The sequence below is a fragment of the Saccharopolyspora mangrovi genome (assembly GCF_035320975.1).
Lineage (GTDB): Bacteria > Actinomycetota > Actinomycetes > Mycobacteriales > Pseudonocardiaceae > Saccharopolyspora > Saccharopolyspora mangrovi.
This window is the reverse complement of sequence record NZ_JAWLNX010000030.1, coordinates 20,679-35,930: the sequence shown is the minus strand read 5'-3', so window position 1 is coordinate 35,930 and position 15,252 is coordinate 20,679. Positions and strand designations below refer to the sequence as shown.

Here is a 15,252-nt window from a genome sequence, read left to right as displayed (position 1 = left end):
GATCCAGTCCCAGTCGATCGAAGAGGTCGGCGATCCCACCGGGAACCGCCGACCTCTCCGCCGCTACCGCTCAGCTGAGCCGATCGTCACGGACGCGCGCGACCGGTTCTGCCGTCGCGTTCAGCGACTCCAGGCTGCGCCCGGCGGTGCGCAAGCCCAGCGCGGCGAGCACGACGGCGCCCACCAGCAGGAGCCCGCACAGGACGGCGAAAACTCCGCCGAAACCGAGGTCCGCGTACAGGTAACCGATCGCCACCGGTGCCGAGATCGCACCGACCCGGGCGGTCGCGCTGGCCAACCCCATGCCGGTGGTGCGGGTGGCGGTCGGGTAGATCTCGGACGTGTAGGCGTACATCGGCCCGGCGACACCGTTCATGAAGAACGACAGCGCGACGATGAAGCAGAAGATCGACACCTCGGTGGTCGCCGTGCCCAGACCGGCCGCGCAGCCGATGCTGCACGCCATGAACACCACGATCGTCCACTTGCGGTCGAGGCGTTCGCTGATGGCCGCCGCCACGTAGTAGCCCGGCACCTGGGCCACCGCGCTGGCCAGCGTGAAGGCGAAGCTCTTGGTGATCGTGAACCCCTTGAGCACCAGCAGCGTGGGCAACCACGTGCCGTAGCCGTAGTGCGTGGCCTGGATGGCGAACCACAGCACGCACACCACGGCGGTGCGACCTGCGAGACCGGGTCCCCACAAGGCCGCGAACTGGCGCAGGGCGTTGCGCCGCGACGTCTTGCGCTCCTCGGTCGCCTCCGAGGTCTCCGGGACGGGCGGCAGTTCGCCCTTGACCGCGATCTCCCGCTCGAAGCGCTCGACGATCTCGGTGGCTTCCGCGATCCGGCCTTGGCTGATCAGGAACCGCGGCGACTCCACCAGGTTCCGGCGCCACCAGAGCAGCAGCAGCACCGGCGCAGCGCCGATCATGCAGGCGATGCGCCACCCCGGCTCCGGCGCCGGGCTGATCACGAGGACCGCGCTCAGCCCGGCCAGGACGTAGCCGAACCCGATGAACATCATCGTGTTGCCGATGTTGCGCCCGCGGTTGCGGGCCGGGAGGAACTCCGCGATGTAGGGCACGATCATGGTGGCTTCGGCGCCCACCCCGATGCCGCTGAGCACGCGCCAGAGGAACAGTTCCCCTGGGCTGGACGCGGTCGCCGCGACGAGGGTGAACGCGACGTACACGAGCAGCGCGTACATCAGCACGCGGCGGCGGCCGATCCGGTCGGCGAGCACCCCGGCGATCAACGCGCCGATCAGGAAGCCGATGAACACCGACGCCAGCAACCAGCCGGCCATCCCGGACTCGACCTTCCACAACGCGACCACAGCAGTGGCGGCGTAGCCGAGCAGCACGGCGTCGTAGGACTCGAAGAGGTAGCCGAGCCCACCCTGCAGCATCAGCCGGCGATGCGGCTTGCCGACGGGGAGCCGGTCCAGGCGGGCGAGCAGTTCCGTACCTGTGGGCAGCGGTGCAGCAGAGGTCACCAGCGCCTCCTTCCTCGCAGTTGGAGGCATGTTGAGGCACGGACCGAAAGCATTGTCGGAAGTTGGTGAATCCGTCATCATTCCGGACCGTGGCGCAGAAATCGGTCATGCTCAGCGAATCGGACCTCGCGCTCGTGAATGCGCTTCAGATTTGGCCGCGGGCACCGTGGTCGGCGGTGGCCGCCTCGCTCGGAGTCCGCTCGGCCGATGCCGTGGCCCGGCGCTGGGAGCGGCTCGCCAGCCGCGGCGACGCCTGGACCACCGCGTACTTCAACCCCCACTCCGGCGGGGACTGCGTCGCGCTCGTGACCCTCCGGTGCCGACCAGGCACCAAGGACCACGTCGCGGCGACTCTCGCCGACGACCCCTGCTGCTTGTCCGTGGAGATCACCACCGGATCCCAGGACCTGCTGCTCACCATCGCGGCCGAGAACCTCGAATCGCTCAACGCCTACCTCAGTCGGCGCCTCGAACAAATTCCCGGGTTGACCAGGACGACGACCGCGCTGGCCACCCACTTCTACAGCGAAGCGGCGAACTGGCGGCTGCACGCGCTGGGCGCCTCGGCGCACGCGGCGCTCGACCCGGGCGTCGAACGCCAGCAACCGGGCACCTCGATCACCTTCAGCGCACTCGACCGGAGGCTGGCTCGGCTGCTGTCCGCGAACGGCCGGGCCACCTACGCCGAACTCGCCCAGGAAGCCGGTACCAGCCAAGCGACGGCGCGACGCCGGATCACCGCGATGCTGCGATCCCGCGTGCTGTCCCTGCGCTGCGAGGTGGCAGCGCAGCTGGTCGGCCTGCCGGTCACGGCCACCCTGCGCGGACGCGTCGCCGCGGTGGACGTCGACCGCGTGGCGGCCGGGCTCTCCGGACTGGCACCGGTCCGGATGTGCGCGACGGTCACCGGCGAGCACAACCTCCTCGCGACGATGTGGCTGCCGTCGATCAGCGCGGTCCCGCAGTTCGAGCAGTTGGTGGCCCGGAACTTCCCGAGCTTCGCGGTGCACGACACCCTCGTGAACCTGCGGACGGTCAAGCGCATGGGCCGACTGCTCGACGACTCCGGACGCGCCACCGGCGTCGTACCGATGCGCCCCTGGTCAGCAGCCCGAGCACGCCGAACGGCACTCAGGAAAGTCCCCGCCCCACCTCCGCCCCAAGGAGAATCCACGTTCAACTCCTGCTAGAGCGGTCGGCACCGCGCCGCCAGGTCGTGTTCGTCGCCCCATTCGTTCCGGACGAGTTCAGTGCTCGGATCGCTCGTAGGGGAGCAGCTCGCCCGCCGTCACCTCGAACGGCAGGTGGTTTCCCTCTGGTGGCAGCGGGCACGTGGCGAAATCGGTGAAGGCGCACGGGAGGTTGATCGCGCGGTTGAAGTCGAGCTCGACGGTGCCGTCGGCGGCCGGTTCGGCGGTGGCCACCGAGCGGTTCGCCGGGTAGGTCGTCACGCCGCTGGTGGCGTCGGTGAACAGGATGTTCAGGCCACTGCCGGACTTTCCGTTGAACGCGGTGAGCGCGTACTCGGTGCCGTCGTGCTCGAAGCGCACGAGGCCGGGAGCCTGGTACACGTGGTTCAAGCCCGGCGTGACGGCGCCGACCGTCGTCGGTCGCGGCTCGGCGAACGCTTCGTAAGTGCCAGTGACCACCCAGTCCGGGTCTGGCTGGTAGGTCGGCACACCTCGGAAGTCGCGCAGCGCTGGGGATTTCGGCGAATGCACCCGGATCAGGTAGCCGGAGCGGCGCGCCACCTCGACCTCCACGTCACCGGCCGACACCCGGGTGCCTGGCCCGCTGTTGACCAGCTCGAAGCGCTGGACCCCGGTGAGCGGCTCGCCCTCGTAGGACAGCTCCTCGCCCTGCGGATCGACGTACGCGGCCTCGGCGTCCTGCCACCACACGCCCGGCGCCGCCGAGTACGTGGTGGGAACGGCGGTCAGCCAGTCCAGGGAAACCAGGGCCAGCCAGCCGTAGGGGTCGGCGAGGCCGCGCTCGCGATTGGCGTGCCAGTCCTGCCACTGCTCGATGAACGTACTCACGGCTCCTCCATCAAGTCGCATCCGGCCGCGACACCGTCGCCGCCGACAGGGCGAGCGACGATGCCTCCCGAGGGTCGATGCCATCGACGATACGGAGCCGCCCGCAGCACGGCGGCCCCGTCCACAGCGTGGAACCGGGCTCACTTGCTCGACGCGTCGATCAGGCCCTGGAGTGCGTCTCGCGTGCTGGTCAGCTCGGCGATGCGGCCGTCGTAGGCGTGGAGGTGGTCGACGAGCAGCGGCACTGCGCACGGTTCGAGCCGGTCGGTGTCGTGGATGCAGTCGAGGAGTTCGCGGATGGCTTCGACGGGCAGGCCCGCCCCGAGCAAGCGACGGATGGAACGGACCTGATCGATGACCGAGGGGTCGAACAGGCGTTGACCGGTCGAGGAGCGCTCCGCCGCGATGAGCCCCTGGTTCTCGTAGTACCGCAGCATCCGGGGCGTCGCGGACGTGAGCGCGGCGAGATCTCCGATGCGGAGCGGACGGCCCGCGGCTTCGAGACTTGCCTCTGCCGGCCGCGGGTCTCCACCGTGACCCGCAGCCGGGCAATCGCAACGACTGCGGTGTATCGCGAGTCCGGGTCGACGGCAAACTCGCCGGGTGGGCGGTGATGACCGATTGCGGCTACAAGTGCAACACCGCCGTGATCATGACTTACTGCAAGCGATCCGACGGCCAACCGCTGCCGGACTGGCAGGAAGAGCTCAACGCCACCAACCGCAGGATCCGTGCTCGCGTGGAACACGCACTGGCAGAGATGAAGTGCTGGAAGATCCTCGCGACTAATTCCGCGCAGCCAGCACTTTGGCCACCACCGCCTCCGGCCGCCCCATCTCCGCAGCCCTCATCGCCCAAAGACCCCACGCCCCAACCAAAAGAGCAGCTACCTGCGTGTTGTGGTCGATAGCAGGGGCCGTCGAGGGAACCTCGGGTCGGCTCGGTCCGGTGACGAGCCCAGCCACCGGTACGCAGACGGGCCAGGTGGCACTGGCCAGCGCGTCCGAAGTGGACGCGGTAGTCTCGCCGGCGGCGAAAGCGTTCGCCTCGTGGGGCACGGCGTCGCTGGCGTACGCGATCACAGGACTTGCCGAAGTGTGGTTAGTTGATCGCGATCGGCCGTGCGGTGCGAGGCGTTCACCGAGGTGGCGCACGTTCTGAAAACCGGTATCACTCCCGTTCGCGGGAGATGGTGTCTTCGTGGATGTGCTGTGCCTCTTCCCAATACTCGCCAGCGTGACGCATAGCTGACGCGAGAACCGCGGTCATGCATTCGAGGTCTCCGATCGCGCGATCAAGAGCCTCCTGGGGGCGGTCGCGCAGCGCTTCCTGGTACAGGCTGTCTCGGTCCACCTGGTCGAGCTTGTTGGTCAACTCGTCGGCCAGGTGGTGCAACGAACCCAGCACGCCGAGCAACGCCGCGCCGAACGGGGGCCAATCCAGTTGGGCGAGGTCAGTCCCTGCGCATTTTCTCGCGGCCCGGTCGAGCGCGTCCCGGGCGGCGTACATTTCTTCGAGGGGATGTTGAGCCATGGCTCCTGCCTCTGCCAAGTCGATCAGGCAAATTTGCTATCGTCAGCTGCGAGGCCGAATCGGAGCCGCCGCCAATGCGCGCCGGCTCGCACCTCAGTGAGTCCCACGAGCAGCACAACTCCCAGCGTCACGGGCCCTAAGGTGACTTCCGCATCCTACCGCGTGCACGCTGGTCGTGCAGACCATTGGCGTCGTCCGTCGCGGTCCCCCGTGTGCGGTATCGGGTCATGCCACCGGGCGCGACGTGTCGCTGCGACTTGTAGCGGGTAGCCGAGAACCTGCCAATGCGCGAGGAGGGAAAAATCATGAGCGGGACAACCACAGGCGGTTCAATGACCAAGTCACCCGCACGGATTGCCGCAACAGTCGTCGCGGGGGTCTTCTTGCTCGTCGGCATTCTTGGTTTCATCCCCGGGGTCACAACCGAATACGAGGGGATGACATTCGCCGGCCACCACTCCACCGCGATGTTGCTTGGTATTTTCCAAGTATCGATCTTGCACAACATCGTGCACCTCCTGTTCGGCATCGTCGGCCTTGCGTTGGCCCGCACTGCCGGCGGCGCGATCTCGTTTCTCGTCGGGGGAGGCGCTGTATACCTGGTGTTGTGGATCTACGGCCTCATCGTCGACATGGACAGTGCGGCCAACTTCGTCCCGTTGAATACTGCAGACAATTGGCTGCACCTCTTCCTGGGCCTCGGGATGATCGCAGTAGGCGCGCTGATTTGGCAGGCAGGCACCCGCCGCCGCTCGACCTCTGGAAGGGGCACCAGCGACTGAGGCCGTGTGGTCGTTAACTGATCTGTTCCCGCGCAGGGCGTCGCGGCGCACGGCGGTGCCTACGGCGATTGCTGGGCCTTACTCTTGGGCGCGACGTCATCGTGCGAGCTGGTCGACAGCGAAGGCGAAGAGCCGCGGATTCTTGGCGGCGGCCGGCACGATCCGCCGGGCGAGTGACGGTTGCCGCCGGGACCACAGCAGGGCCTCGGTCAGCCATCGTGACCGCCGTGACGTCCTCTCCCAGGCGCGCTCGTAGTCGGCGGGTCGATCCAGCCTGATGCAGCGCACGAGCTCTGCCGCGGTGACCAGAGACACCGCTAGTCCTTCACCGGTGAGGGCGTCCACATAGCCGGCTGCGTCTCCAACGAGCAGGACGCGGCCCGCGACGCGGCTCGATGCGTGCTGGCGGAACGGGCCAGCACCACGGACGGAGCTGATCGGTTCCGCATCCGCGATTCGTGCAGACAGGTCTGGGAAGGCGGAGAGTTGCTGGGTGAACCCGCCACGGACGGAGGAGAGGATCGCGACCCCGATGGTGTTCGGTCCGACCGGCGTCACGTACGCCTCGGACTGCGACGCCCACGTCACCTCGACCGTGTCGGTGAACGGAGCGAGGGCGTAGTGGCGGCGCAAACCCCAACGCGGAACCCGCGTCGAGCATGCCGTGTTGACCTTCGTCAGTCCGGCGAGTTCGCGGACCGTGGAATGCAGCCCATCGGCCGCGACGAGGTATCGCGCTCGCAGCCCCTCCGCGCGGATGTGATCGCTGTGCTGGGAAAAGGTGCGGATCGGGGACGTCAGCATCGGTACGCCGTGCCGTTCTACCGCGCAGCGCAGGGCGCTGTGCAGTGTTGTGCGCCGTACCCCTCTGCCGGATCCGGTGCGGAACGCAGCCCGGGCGACCGTCGAGCCCTGCCGATAGGTGATGCCCTCGATGGGGTGGCCGGGTGGGTCGACCCCAAGCGCCCCGAGTGCGCGGACGGCGCCAGGCATCAAGCCTTCTCCACAGGCTTTGTCGATCACTCCGGGGCGCTTTTCGCACACGACGACGTCCAAGCCAGCTTGTGCACATCCCAGCGCGACCGCGAGGCCGGCGGGGCCTCCACCAGCGACCACGACGTCGTGAAAATGCTTAAGCACGTGCCGACCTCAACGCTTCGCCCTCCGCACGCATCCGCACCGAGAGCAGCGACGCGTTCAACGCGGTGAAGATGACCGCTGTTAGCCACGCGCCATGGACGAGCGGCAGCGCGAATCCTTCGACGGTCACCGCGACGTAGTTCGGGTGAGGGAGAAAGCGGTAGGGGCCGTTGGTGACCAGGGGGAGACCTGGGACTATCACGATGCGGGTGTTCCACCGGTACCCGAGGACACGGATGCACCACCACCGCAGTGCCTGTGACGCGACGACCAAAGCGAGCATCGGCCAGCCCAGCAAGCCCGAAAAGACTCGGGCAGTCAGCCATACCTCGATCACGCAGCCGACCAGCAGTCCGGTGTGCAGCGCGACCATGAAGGGGTAGTGCGAGGATCCGGACTCTCGCCCGCCTTGGGACAAACTCCACGCCAAGTTGCGTTTCGCGACCGCCAACTCGGCCATGCGCTCTGATGCGACCAGGCCCACCAGGACCGTGTACAAGGCTTGGGTTACCACCGCAGGAGCACCAGTTCTGAACAGAATCCCGGGCCCATCGCCATCATCACACCCCAATCACCCGGGGACGCGGGTCTGGAAGTGAGCGTGTCAGCGAGGACGTGCAGCACCGAGGATGACGACACATTGCCGATCCGGTGCAGCGAGCGCCACGTCATCGCCAGGTCGTCCTCGTCGAGGCCCAACACCGACTGAACAGCTTCGATGACCTTCGGCCCGCCGGGGTGGCAAATCCAGCGAGCGATGTCCTCGACCCCGATCCCGTGCGGGGCCAGCAGCTGTTCGACGTCCTGTGCCAGGTGCTTGCGCACGAGATCAGGCACTTCCGCTCCCAGCACCACCTTCAGGCCCGAGTCACCGACGTCCCACCCCATGGCACGCTGGGTGTTCTCGTAGAGGTGACTCGCGGAGTCCACTACACGTGGTCCCGTCGACTCGGCCTCATGTTCGTCTCCCACGGCGATGAGTGCCGCAGCACCGTCGCCGAACAGTCCTGCCGCGACGATGTTGGCGGGGCTGCGATCCTGGCGTTGGACGGTGAGCGAGCACAGCTCGACCGACACCAGCATCGCCACCGAACCCGGCCAGCCACGCAGGAAGTCGTGCAACCGCGCGATCCCCGCTGCGCCTGCTAGACAGCCAAGTCCCACTACCGGCACTCTTTTCACGTCCGGACGCATCCCGATGCGTGCCGCGATCCGCGCGTCGAGGGAGGGGACCGCGATCCCGGTAACCGTCGTCGACAACACGAGGTCCACCTCCGCGGCGCTGAACCCAGCGGCTTCGAGAGCGCCGAGTGCGGCATCGCATCCGAGATCCACTGCTGCGGAGAGGTACGCGTCGTTCGCCGCGGTAAAGCCATCCAGCTCGTCGTACTGCTCGATGGGCAGGGCCAAGTGTCGGGTAGCGACACGTGCGCTGGTGTGAATTCGGTTCGCCACAGCCCGCGCAGTCCGGTCTGGTAGGCACAACCGGCTGAACAGCTCGGTCAGCTGCGCTTGTGGATACCGATGTGGCGGGAGCGTTCCGTGCACGGCCGAAATGGTTGTCACCGTTTCCACGGTACGACTTCCGCCTACACTCGCCAGATGACCTGTTCCGCAGCGGGACACAATGGTGCTGGACGTTCTGCACCGAACAAGCGATGCTGGCAGGAGTTGGCACGAGGTTTCATCCGCGCCTCTCATCCGGTGCCGGGGCTTGCGGTGACATCCTTGGTCATGGTTCTCGCCGCTGGTTTGGGACTCCGTCTCGGGCTGGTGGTGTTGCTCGGCGCGGCAGTGCTGACTGGTCAGTTGTCGGTCGGGTGGTCCAATGATTGGATCGACGCCGCGCGAGATCGCTCAGTCGGACGAGAGGACAAGCCAGTCGCGGCAGGAATCGTTCCGGTGGCGGGCGTCCGTCTCACCGCATCGGCGGCGCTCGTTGCCGCGATCGTGCTCTCGTCGCTACTCGGACCTCGACCCGCTGCGGCTTTGCTGATAGGACTCGCCGCGGCGTGGGCGTACAACCTCGGGCTGAAGGCGACGATCTGGTCCGGTGCGACCTACTTGCTTGCCTTTGGCGCGCTGCCCGTCGCACCATATGCGGCACTGCCTGGACAGCCCTGGCCGCCGTGGTGGGTTCCGGTCGTCAGCGCACTGCTCGGTTTCGGAGCACATGTCGCGAACGCTCTTCCCGACCTGCGTGCGGACGCGAAGACCGGGGTGCGCGGCCTCCCACAGCGGCTTGGCCCCCAGGCCGGCGTGATCGTCATGGTCGCAGCACTGGCTGCCGCATCGGTCGTCCTCGGCACCGCACCGCAAGTCCCGCCGACCGCGTTCACTGTCACGGCTTCGTCGGCCGGAATTGTGTTAGCCGTCGTGACGGCCATGATCGCGGTACGTTCCCCGCACAGCCCGACGGCGTTTCGGTTCACTGTGGTGATCGCGGTGCTCGACGTTGTCGTGTTGCTCGCGGTCACGAATTGAGTACGCTGCCCTGAACGCTCAGACGCCGAATATCAACGGAGAGAACTTCTTTCGTGCTGCGACTGGCGTGCTTGTGGCGCTGGTGCGCGCCCAGGCGGAACACGGCAGCGTCTAAATCACGTTTCCCAGTTCGACGTCGGCCCCCGGCTGAGTCCTGCACACAGCGCCTTCCAGGAAGCGTGGCCACGCTCAACCACCGGCAAGCTGCTGCGAGCATCGACGTGCCGAAGACATCATTTCGCGTCACCCACGCGAGAAACCTGGTTCTGATCGTTCCTGCAGCTCTGGTCGACTGGCGACGGCGGTCGAGTTTAGGGTTGGTTGTGCCGGGAAATGCAAGAGGAGAAGCAAATCCCTTGATCTCATTGGAGGCCACGGTGTTGACCATTCTGCGAAAGAAGGGCATCACGTCCGACCACATGTTCGCCGCGGGGACGCTCTCTATTGCTCTGAGCGTGATCAGTTGGGCCGCATCGCTCAACGCGTCGGAATCGACCGCCCGAGCGGACCGTTGGGGGATCTTCGTTGGGGAATGGGCGCCTAGCTTCTTCGCCTTGGGTGTGGCGCTTCGCGTAGATGAGAACCAGGACATGAAGGGTGGTCGATAGGGCGGGTCGGCGTGCGCCTCGATCTCTCAGCCATTTCGACGAGGTAGCCGCAATATTGTGCAGATGTTGAGGAAGTGTCAACAGTGGCATGACGGTCGCAGCGCGACCTTGCGGCACGTGACCAGAACACGCGGTATCCCTTCAACCTCCGAGCCCATTTCGTTCTCTTCCGCAAATTGCCGGGCATGCTCCGCCCGCCCGAAGTCGCGGTTCATGAACGAAAACGTGGGCACGCTAATGTCAGAGCCGAGATCGCCACCGAAGTCATTTGGAGTACCATGTAGTACCACGTGCAGAAGATGATCAACGAGATTGTTCCGGACGCGCCCCCGGACTCGACCGCAAGCTACTGGAACTCGTGCAGGCCACCGCAGAGCTCGAGCTGGCCGAGGCCGACGAACCTGTCCGATACGGCTCCGTCAGCTAGATCGCGGCCAACGTTCCCAGCTGCAGACGGGTGCCGAACGCACCTGAACCAACGAGCTGAACGAGGAGAGTAAAATGGGGTCAGTGGCTCACTACCTGGAAGTGCGAGCGCCCGCCGAGAAGTGCTATCAGTGGTGGCGCCCGCTTACCCACGTTCCGGAAATCTTTCCCGACGTGCAACGGGTGGAACCGCGAAGCGCTGAAGCCGATACGACGCATTGGGTGGTCTCCGGCCCCGCAGGCAAGGACGTCGAGTGGGATGCGCGGATCGTCGAGGACGAGCCAAGCCGCAAAATCGCGTGGAAATCAATCGAGCAGCAGACTGAGAAGTCCAACACCGTTTCCACTGCGGGGGCTGTTCGTTTCGACGACCACGGAGAGAGTACAGGAGTAGAAGTGAGCTTGCGGTACGACGCGCCAGGGGGCGGGGTGGCGGATGCGGTGGCCACGCTCTTCGCGGACCCTCAGCAGAAGGTCGAGCGGGCTCTCGAATCCTTCAAGGAACTCATGGAAAACAGCAAGCCAGGGCGTTAAGGCCTCGAGAAGTGGTACCGGTCGCGGCGGCGTAGACTTGTGCGGCCTCGGCGCCCGGTGCCGTCGAATCGTGGAGTAGATCGTCGATTGCAGCGCGGTCGCCTTCGCCGTGTTGTGGCCCGGCGCACCGGAGGCAGTCCGCCCGCGCCGCCTGGTCCGGGGACTGATCCGCAGTGCTCTCCACACACATGGAGGTGGTCCGGCCCGTGTCGGGGTCGGTGGCCTGCCGACCGTGTACTCCCCACCACGTGAAGGTGGTCCGGGTGATCCACACCAAACCCGAAGGTCCTCACTCATTCCAAGATCATCCATCTCGGTACGCCCGAGGGTTTGACGTGTTCAGGTCACATCGTCTGATTGCCCACCGACGATATCCAGCACCCTTCTACGGCTCGGTGAGTCACCCGTTCCCGGAACTGACCTGAACCGGTCGATCATCTTTCAGCTCACCGTGAACACCCCTTTCTAGACGCTGACCTGCACGCCGGTCGATCTGCCTGCGCTCAACGATTTCAAAGAGCGCTGGTTCGCCGACCCGCGTTCGCTACCACCCGAGTGACCGAACCGCCGTCCGGGTGGAGTCGTCGAAACCGTGAACTCCGCCCGGACGAAGGTCGCGAAGGACTCCATTCCTCGCGATGGGGCGCCGGACATCCCGGAGTCGGCGTTCGACGCGAGGGGTGGAGCAACGTCTTCAGCCGACGTGCGTGGTGTCGCGGACTGTGCCGACGTATTCCTCGACGAGGTCTTCGAGCGCCACCACACCGACCGGGTTCCCGTTCGCGTCGACGGCGGTGGCGAGGTGGCCCCCAGCGCGTCGCAGGATCGTCAGCGCCCGGTCCAGCTGGTCGTCCACGCTGACGGTTGGGAGACGTCGTACGCGGGCGGAGGCGATGGGCGTGGACGGGTCGTGTCCGGCCAGTTCGAGCACGTCCTTGAGATGCAGGTACCCGAGCAGATTGCCGTTGTCATCGCGGACCGGGAAACGGGAGAATCCCGTGTCGGCCACCGCGTGCTCCACGTCGCCCAGCGTGGGACTACCAGGCAGCGTGGTCAGGTCTGCTAGCGGGACGAGGACGTCGGCGACGGTCTCCTCGGCGGAGGCCAGCGTTTGGGCGAGTCGGCGGTGTTCGGACTGGTCTAGCAGTCCTTCGCGCCGGGACTCCACCAGCAGTTCGGCCAGTTCCGCGGAGGTGTAGGCGGTGTCGAGCTCGTCCTTGGGTTCCACGCGCAGCAGCCGCAGGACGGCGTTGGCCATCATGTTGAACAGTGCGATCAAGGGCCGTGCGAGTTTGACGAATCCAACCAGGGCCGGCACGAGCCACAGCGCGAGTCGTTCCGGTTCGGCGATGGCCAGGTTCTTGGGCACCATCTCGCCGACGAGGACGTGCAGCACGACCACGATCGCCAGTGCGATGGTGAAGGCCACCGCGTGCAGGACGGGCTCGGGGATGCCCAGGGCGCTGAAGGGGATTTCCAGCTGGTGCGCGACAGCGGGTTCGCCGAGGCGACCGAGTCCCAGGGAGCACAGGGTGATGCCGAGCTGGGCGCTGGCGAGCATCAGCGAGCCCTCCTGGCTTGCCCGGATCACCACTCGGGCGCGGGTTTTGCCCTGGGCCAGAAGCGCTTCGAGCCGGTCCCGGCGCGAGGAGAGCAGCGAGAACTCCGCGCCGACGAAGAAGGCGTTGAGCACGAGCAGGGCCAGACCGAGCAGCATCGCGACGCCGTCGCTCATCGGGTCTCCTCGCCTTCGTCCTCGGAGAGGGTGGTTCGCCTGGTCAGGCGGAGTTCGGCGATGCGGTGACGGTCCATGCGCGTCACCGTCAGGACCCACTCGTCCGAGGTCACCTGTTCGCTGGGTTCGGGGATGTGACCGAGTTCTGCCAGCACGTAGCCGGCGGCGGTCTCGTAGTCGCCCTCGGGAAGTACGAGACCGGTGGTCTCGGCCAGCTCATCCTTCCGCAGTAGACCCGAGATCGTCCACGTGGCGTCGGAAACGAGGCGCACCGAAGCGGTTTCACCCAGGTCGTGCTCGTCGCGGATGTCGCCGATGATTTCCTCGACGAGGTCTTCCAGCGTCACGATTCCGGCGGTGCCGCCGTATTCGTCGACGACCAGAGCGAGTTGCAGCCCGGACCCGCGCAGCCGTTCCAGGAGCGCGTCGCCGTCCAGAGAGTCCGGCACGGTCGGGACTGACTGGGCGAGGGATTCGACGCTCGTGCGTTCGCGTTCTTCCGGCGGCATGCCGAAGGCCTGCTTGACGTGCACGACGCCACGGGTGTCGTCGAGATCGCCACCGTGCACGGGAAACCGGGAGAACCCGGAGCGCCGAGCGATGTCGATCAAGTCGGCGACGATCGCCTCGGTCGACAGCGACTCCACCTGCCTTCGTGGGGTCATCAGCTCGTCGGCGGTGCGTTCACCGAAGCGCAGCGACCGGTCGAGCAGCTGAGCGGTCGCGGTGTCGAGGGTGCCGTGCTCGGCGCTGGAGCGCACGATCGAGCCGAGCTCGTCGGCAGAGCGCGCGGAGCGCAGCTCTTCCTGGGGTTCGATGCCGAAGCGGCGCACGACCCAGTTCGCGCTGTTGTTCATCGCGTCGATCAACCAGCGGAACGCTTGCGAGAATCCGGCGTGATAGCCGGACACGGCGCGTGCGGTGGGCAATGGGCGGGCGATGGCGAGGTTCTTGGGCACCATCTCCCCGAAGACCATCGACAGCGTCGTGGCCAGCAGGATCGCCAGTGTCAGCGACACGATCCCGGCCGCAGGCTCGGCCAGTCCCAGGCCGGTGAGCGCGGGGCGGATCAGTTCGCCGATCAGCGGTTCGGCGACGTAGCCGGTCACGAGCGTGGTCAGGGTGATGGCGACTTGGGCGCCGGAGAGCTGGAACGACAGCGTGCGGTGAGCTTTCTGCACGGATCGTGCGCGGCGGTCACCGACCTGGCGGACGTGCGCGTCGACGCTGCTGCGTTCCAGCGAGGTCAGGGAGAACTCCGCGGCGACCGCGAGCCCGGTGCCCAGTGTGAGCACTCCGACGAACAGCAGGCCGACGATGGCCAGCAGGATGTCCATCATCGGTCACCCCGGTGGAGGAAGATCGCGTGGTGTGAGAGACCGGAACGATGTCCCGGCTCCGCACTGTCATCCGGGGTTGAGTCCTCGGGCACTGGTGTTGCTCACTCCTCGTTGGCAAACGGAGTAACAGGACACGGACTATACCTCGAATGGCTCAGTGTCGTGGCGACCAGAACTGGTCGGGGCTGTGTCCCTGGCGTCTCCGGCAGGGCAATCGGGTGATGTTGCGGTGATCACTTTGAGTGTGTTTTTGCTCAACCATGAAATGCCATCGCGCTTGTATACAAGGGGCCAGTGTGTGGCTGCCGGCGAGAAGAAGCCCTCGTCGGCAGCGCTCGCCTCGCGGGGCGGTGGCGACGATGCCGATCAAAGTTTTGATCATCGACCAGGTTTTAAACGGCTCCGTGACGCTCATCCCCAGTAGTCGCCCGATGAGCCAGAAGCTGAAGTCGTTGACATGCGGCAGCACTCCACATCCGTCGGCCATGACCAGTACGAGCGCGACTGTCCGGAGTGGGTTGTAGCCCGCGCTGGCGCCCGCAGCGCCGAGCAGACTGAGGCGGTCGTGATGGCGACCGTGGCGCTGTCCAGCGAGACCCGCATGACCGCTGCGACGACCAATGCCGTCACGATCAGCGGCATCGTCGGCGTGCGCAGACTTTCTGCGAGGGCGTCACCAATTCAGCTGGTGAGCAGGACAGAGCTGAACATGCCGCCGACGCCCATGACTAGCCCCAAGATCACGGAAACGTGCAGCGACCATTCTGAAACGTCAGTCACGAAGTGAGCTTTCGCACGTGGAGACGGTCCGGTCATGGGCTACCGGCAGTGGCAGGTTATCGAGTCTTCTCCACGAATGAGGAGGTGGTCCGAGCCCCCCGCAAAGTCCAATCCCGCATCTCGTGAACGGCAGCGGCGGAAAGCGACGCTGGCCCGCTGGGTGAGTTTCTGCTCATTGTCCTCGGTAGCGGGAGCGACAATTTGGGAGGATTTTGGGAGGCTGGAAGTGCGTTTAACCGCATTCAACCGGATATGGTTAGTGGCAACGGTATCGCCGCGACCTGCTGATTCTCGATTTTCGCAGGTCAGGATTATGTGGCTGTCTGCCTTGACACGGTAGGGCTCTTTCAACTGCC

The 15,252-nt window shown here is 66.1% G+C and carries 17 protein-coding genes; 6 read left to right on the top strand and 11 right to left on the bottom strand.

Translation table 11 applies throughout. The features are described 5' to 3' along the window. Positions 1-70 precede the first annotated feature (70 nt). Positions 71-1,495, bottom strand: a complete 1,425-nt coding sequence (locus R4I43_RS29700; protein WP_324269008.1) for an MFS transporter — start codon at positions 1,493-1,495, stop codon at positions 71-73. Between the two features lie 176 nt (positions 1,496-1,671). Between R4I43_RS29700 and R4I43_RS29695 the strand changes: the two genes are divergently transcribed. Continuing rightward, the gene (locus R4I43_RS29695) at positions 1,672-2,685 is read left to right on the top strand and encodes an Lrp/AsnC family transcriptional regulator (RefSeq protein ID WP_324269007.1); all 1,014 of its coding nucleotides are present in this window, start codon (positions 1,672-1,674) and stop codon (positions 2,683-2,685) included. 57 nt (positions 2,686-2,742) lie between these two features. Here the strand turns inward: R4I43_RS29695 and R4I43_RS29690 are convergent, their stop codons facing one another. Together R4I43_RS29690 and R4I43_RS29685 are read right to left on the bottom strand one after the other, a co-directional pair. Then, positions 2,743-3,534 (bottom strand): DUF1684 domain-containing protein, encoded by a 792-nt coding sequence (locus tag R4I43_RS29690; RefSeq protein ID WP_324269006.1) that lies wholly within the window; start codon positions 3,532-3,534, stop codon positions 2,743-2,745. A 140-nt stretch (positions 3,535-3,674) separates the two neighbouring features. Further along, positions 3,675-4,010: a MerR family transcriptional regulator gene (locus tag R4I43_RS29685; RefSeq protein ID WP_324269064.1), complete on the bottom strand. Its 336-nt coding sequence runs from the start codon at positions 4,008-4,010 to the stop codon at positions 3,675-3,677. Positions 4,011-4,144: 134 nt separating this feature from the next. On the opposite strand from R4I43_RS29685, the gene R4I43_RS34465 reads away from it, so the two are divergent. Beyond that, on the top strand, positions 4,145-4,444 hold the full coding sequence (locus R4I43_RS34465; RefSeq protein WP_407691339.1) for a transposase family protein: 300 nt from the start codon (positions 4,145-4,147) through the stop codon (positions 4,442-4,444). Positions 4,445-4,704: 260 nt separating this feature from the next. Here R4I43_RS34465 and R4I43_RS29675 read toward each other — a convergent pair whose 3' ends face one another. Continuing rightward, positions 4,705-5,067 (bottom strand): hypothetical protein, encoded by a 363-nt coding sequence (locus R4I43_RS29675; protein ID WP_324269005.1) that lies wholly within the window; start codon positions 5,065-5,067, stop codon positions 4,705-4,707. A 332-nt stretch (positions 5,068-5,399) separates the two neighbouring features. Between R4I43_RS29675 and R4I43_RS29670 the strand changes: the two genes are divergently transcribed. Continuing rightward, the gene (locus tag R4I43_RS29670; RefSeq protein WP_407691340.1) at positions 5,400-5,849 is read left to right on the top strand and encodes a DUF4383 domain-containing protein; all 450 of its coding nucleotides are present in this window, start codon (positions 5,400-5,402) and stop codon (positions 5,847-5,849) included. A 96-nt stretch (positions 5,850-5,945) separates the two neighbouring features. On the opposite strand, the gene R4I43_RS29665 is transcribed toward R4I43_RS29670, so the two are convergent. The 3 genes from R4I43_RS29665 to R4I43_RS29655 are packed head-to-tail and all read right to left on the bottom strand — an operon-like array spanning position 5,946 to position 8,690. Next, on the bottom strand, positions 5,946-6,965 hold the full coding sequence (locus R4I43_RS29665) for an NAD(P)/FAD-dependent oxidoreductase (protein WP_324269063.1): 1,020 nt from the start codon (positions 6,963-6,965) through the stop codon (positions 5,946-5,948). A 16-nt stretch (positions 6,966-6,981) separates the two neighbouring features. Next, entirely contained in the window at positions 6,982-7,473 is a 492-nt protein-coding gene (locus R4I43_RS29660; RefSeq protein ID WP_324269003.1) for an isoprenylcysteine carboxyl methyltransferase family protein, read from the bottom strand. 23 nt (positions 7,474-7,496) lie between these two features. Beyond that, complete coding sequence (locus R4I43_RS29655) at positions 7,497-8,690, bottom strand: type III polyketide synthase (protein WP_324269002.1); 1,194 nt, start codon at positions 8,688-8,690, stop codon at positions 7,497-7,499. Between R4I43_RS29655 and R4I43_RS29650 the strand changes: the two genes are divergently transcribed. From R4I43_RS29650 to R4I43_RS29640, 3 genes are all read left to right on the top strand, one after another. After that, positions 8,592-9,473: a UbiA family prenyltransferase gene (locus R4I43_RS29650; protein WP_324269001.1), complete on the top strand. Its 882-nt coding sequence runs from the start codon at positions 8,592-8,594 to the stop codon at positions 9,471-9,473. The genes R4I43_RS29655 and R4I43_RS29650 overlap by 99 nt on opposite strands. Positions 9,474-9,652: 179 nt before the next feature. Beyond that, the gene (locus R4I43_RS29645; RefSeq protein WP_324269000.1) at positions 9,653-10,081 is read left to right on the top strand and encodes a hypothetical protein; all 429 of its coding nucleotides are present in this window, start codon (positions 9,653-9,655) and stop codon (positions 10,079-10,081) included. Between the two features lie 501 nt (positions 10,082-10,582). Further along, positions 10,583-11,041, top strand: coding sequence for an SRPBCC family protein (locus R4I43_RS29640; RefSeq protein ID WP_324268999.1), 459 nt, complete (start codon positions 10,583-10,585; stop codon positions 11,039-11,041). A 694-nt stretch (positions 11,042-11,735) separates the two neighbouring features. Here the strand turns inward: R4I43_RS29640 and R4I43_RS29635 are convergent. The 4 genes from R4I43_RS29635 to R4I43_RS34460 all read right to left on the bottom strand — a co-directional run bounded on the left by R4I43_RS29635 (position 11,736) and on the right by R4I43_RS34460 (position 14,758). Further along, on the bottom strand, positions 11,736-12,776 hold the full coding sequence (locus R4I43_RS29635) for a hemolysin family protein (RefSeq protein ID WP_324268998.1): 1,041 nt from the start codon (positions 12,774-12,776) through the stop codon (positions 11,736-11,738). Then, positions 12,773-14,113 carry a hemolysin family protein gene (locus R4I43_RS29630; protein WP_324269062.1) on the bottom strand — a complete coding sequence of 447 codons (1,341 nt, stop codon included), beginning with the start codon at positions 14,111-14,113 and terminating at the stop codon, positions 12,773-12,775. The genes R4I43_RS29635 and R4I43_RS29630 overlap by 4 nt, the downstream gene beginning before the upstream one ends. Positions 14,114-14,270: 157 nt before the next feature. Next, positions 14,271-14,585: a GntT/GntP/DsdX family permease gene (locus tag R4I43_RS29625; protein ID WP_324268997.1), complete on the bottom strand. Its 315-nt coding sequence runs from the start codon at positions 14,583-14,585 to the stop codon at positions 14,271-14,273. Beyond that, a complete protein-coding gene (locus tag R4I43_RS34460) occupies positions 14,528-14,758 on the bottom strand; it encodes a hypothetical protein (RefSeq protein WP_407691338.1) in 231 nt (76 codons plus the stop codon). Before R4I43_RS34460 ends, R4I43_RS29625 begins: the two co-directional genes overlap by 58 nt. Between the last annotated feature and the right edge of the window lie 494 nt (positions 14,759-15,252).

Excerpts from the sequence above, each read along its gene's own strand:
- R4I43_RS34460 (WP_407691338.1), bottom strand. The coding sequence starts at position 14,758 with ATGCCGCTGATCGTGACGGCATTGGTCGTCGCAGCGGTCATGCGGGTC.
- R4I43_RS29655 (WP_324269002.1), bottom strand. The coding sequence starts at position 8,690 with ATGAGAGGCGCGGATGAAACCTCGTGCCAACTCCTGCCAGCATCGCTT.
- R4I43_RS29675 (WP_324269005.1), bottom strand. The coding sequence starts at position 5,067 with ATGGCTCAACATCCCCTCGAAGAAATGTACGCCGCCCGGGACGCGCTC.
- R4I43_RS29640 (WP_324268999.1), top strand. The coding sequence starts at position 10,583 with ATGGGGTCAGTGGCTCACTACCTGGAAGTGCGAGCGCCCGCCGAGAAG.
- R4I43_RS29635 (WP_324268998.1), bottom strand. The coding sequence starts at position 12,776 with ATGAGCGACGGCGTCGCGATGCTGCTCGGTCTGGCCCTGCTCGTGCTC.
- R4I43_RS29630 (WP_324269062.1), bottom strand. The coding sequence starts at position 14,113 with ATGGACATCCTGCTGGCCATCGTCGGCCTGCTGTTCGTCGGAGTGCTC.
- R4I43_RS29650 (WP_324269001.1), top strand. The coding sequence starts at position 8,592 with ATGACCTGTTCCGCAGCGGGACACAATGGTGCTGGACGTTCTGCACCG.
- R4I43_RS29670 (WP_407691340.1), top strand. The coding sequence starts at position 5,400 with ATGACCAAGTCACCCGCACGGATTGCCGCAACAGTCGTCGCGGGGGTC.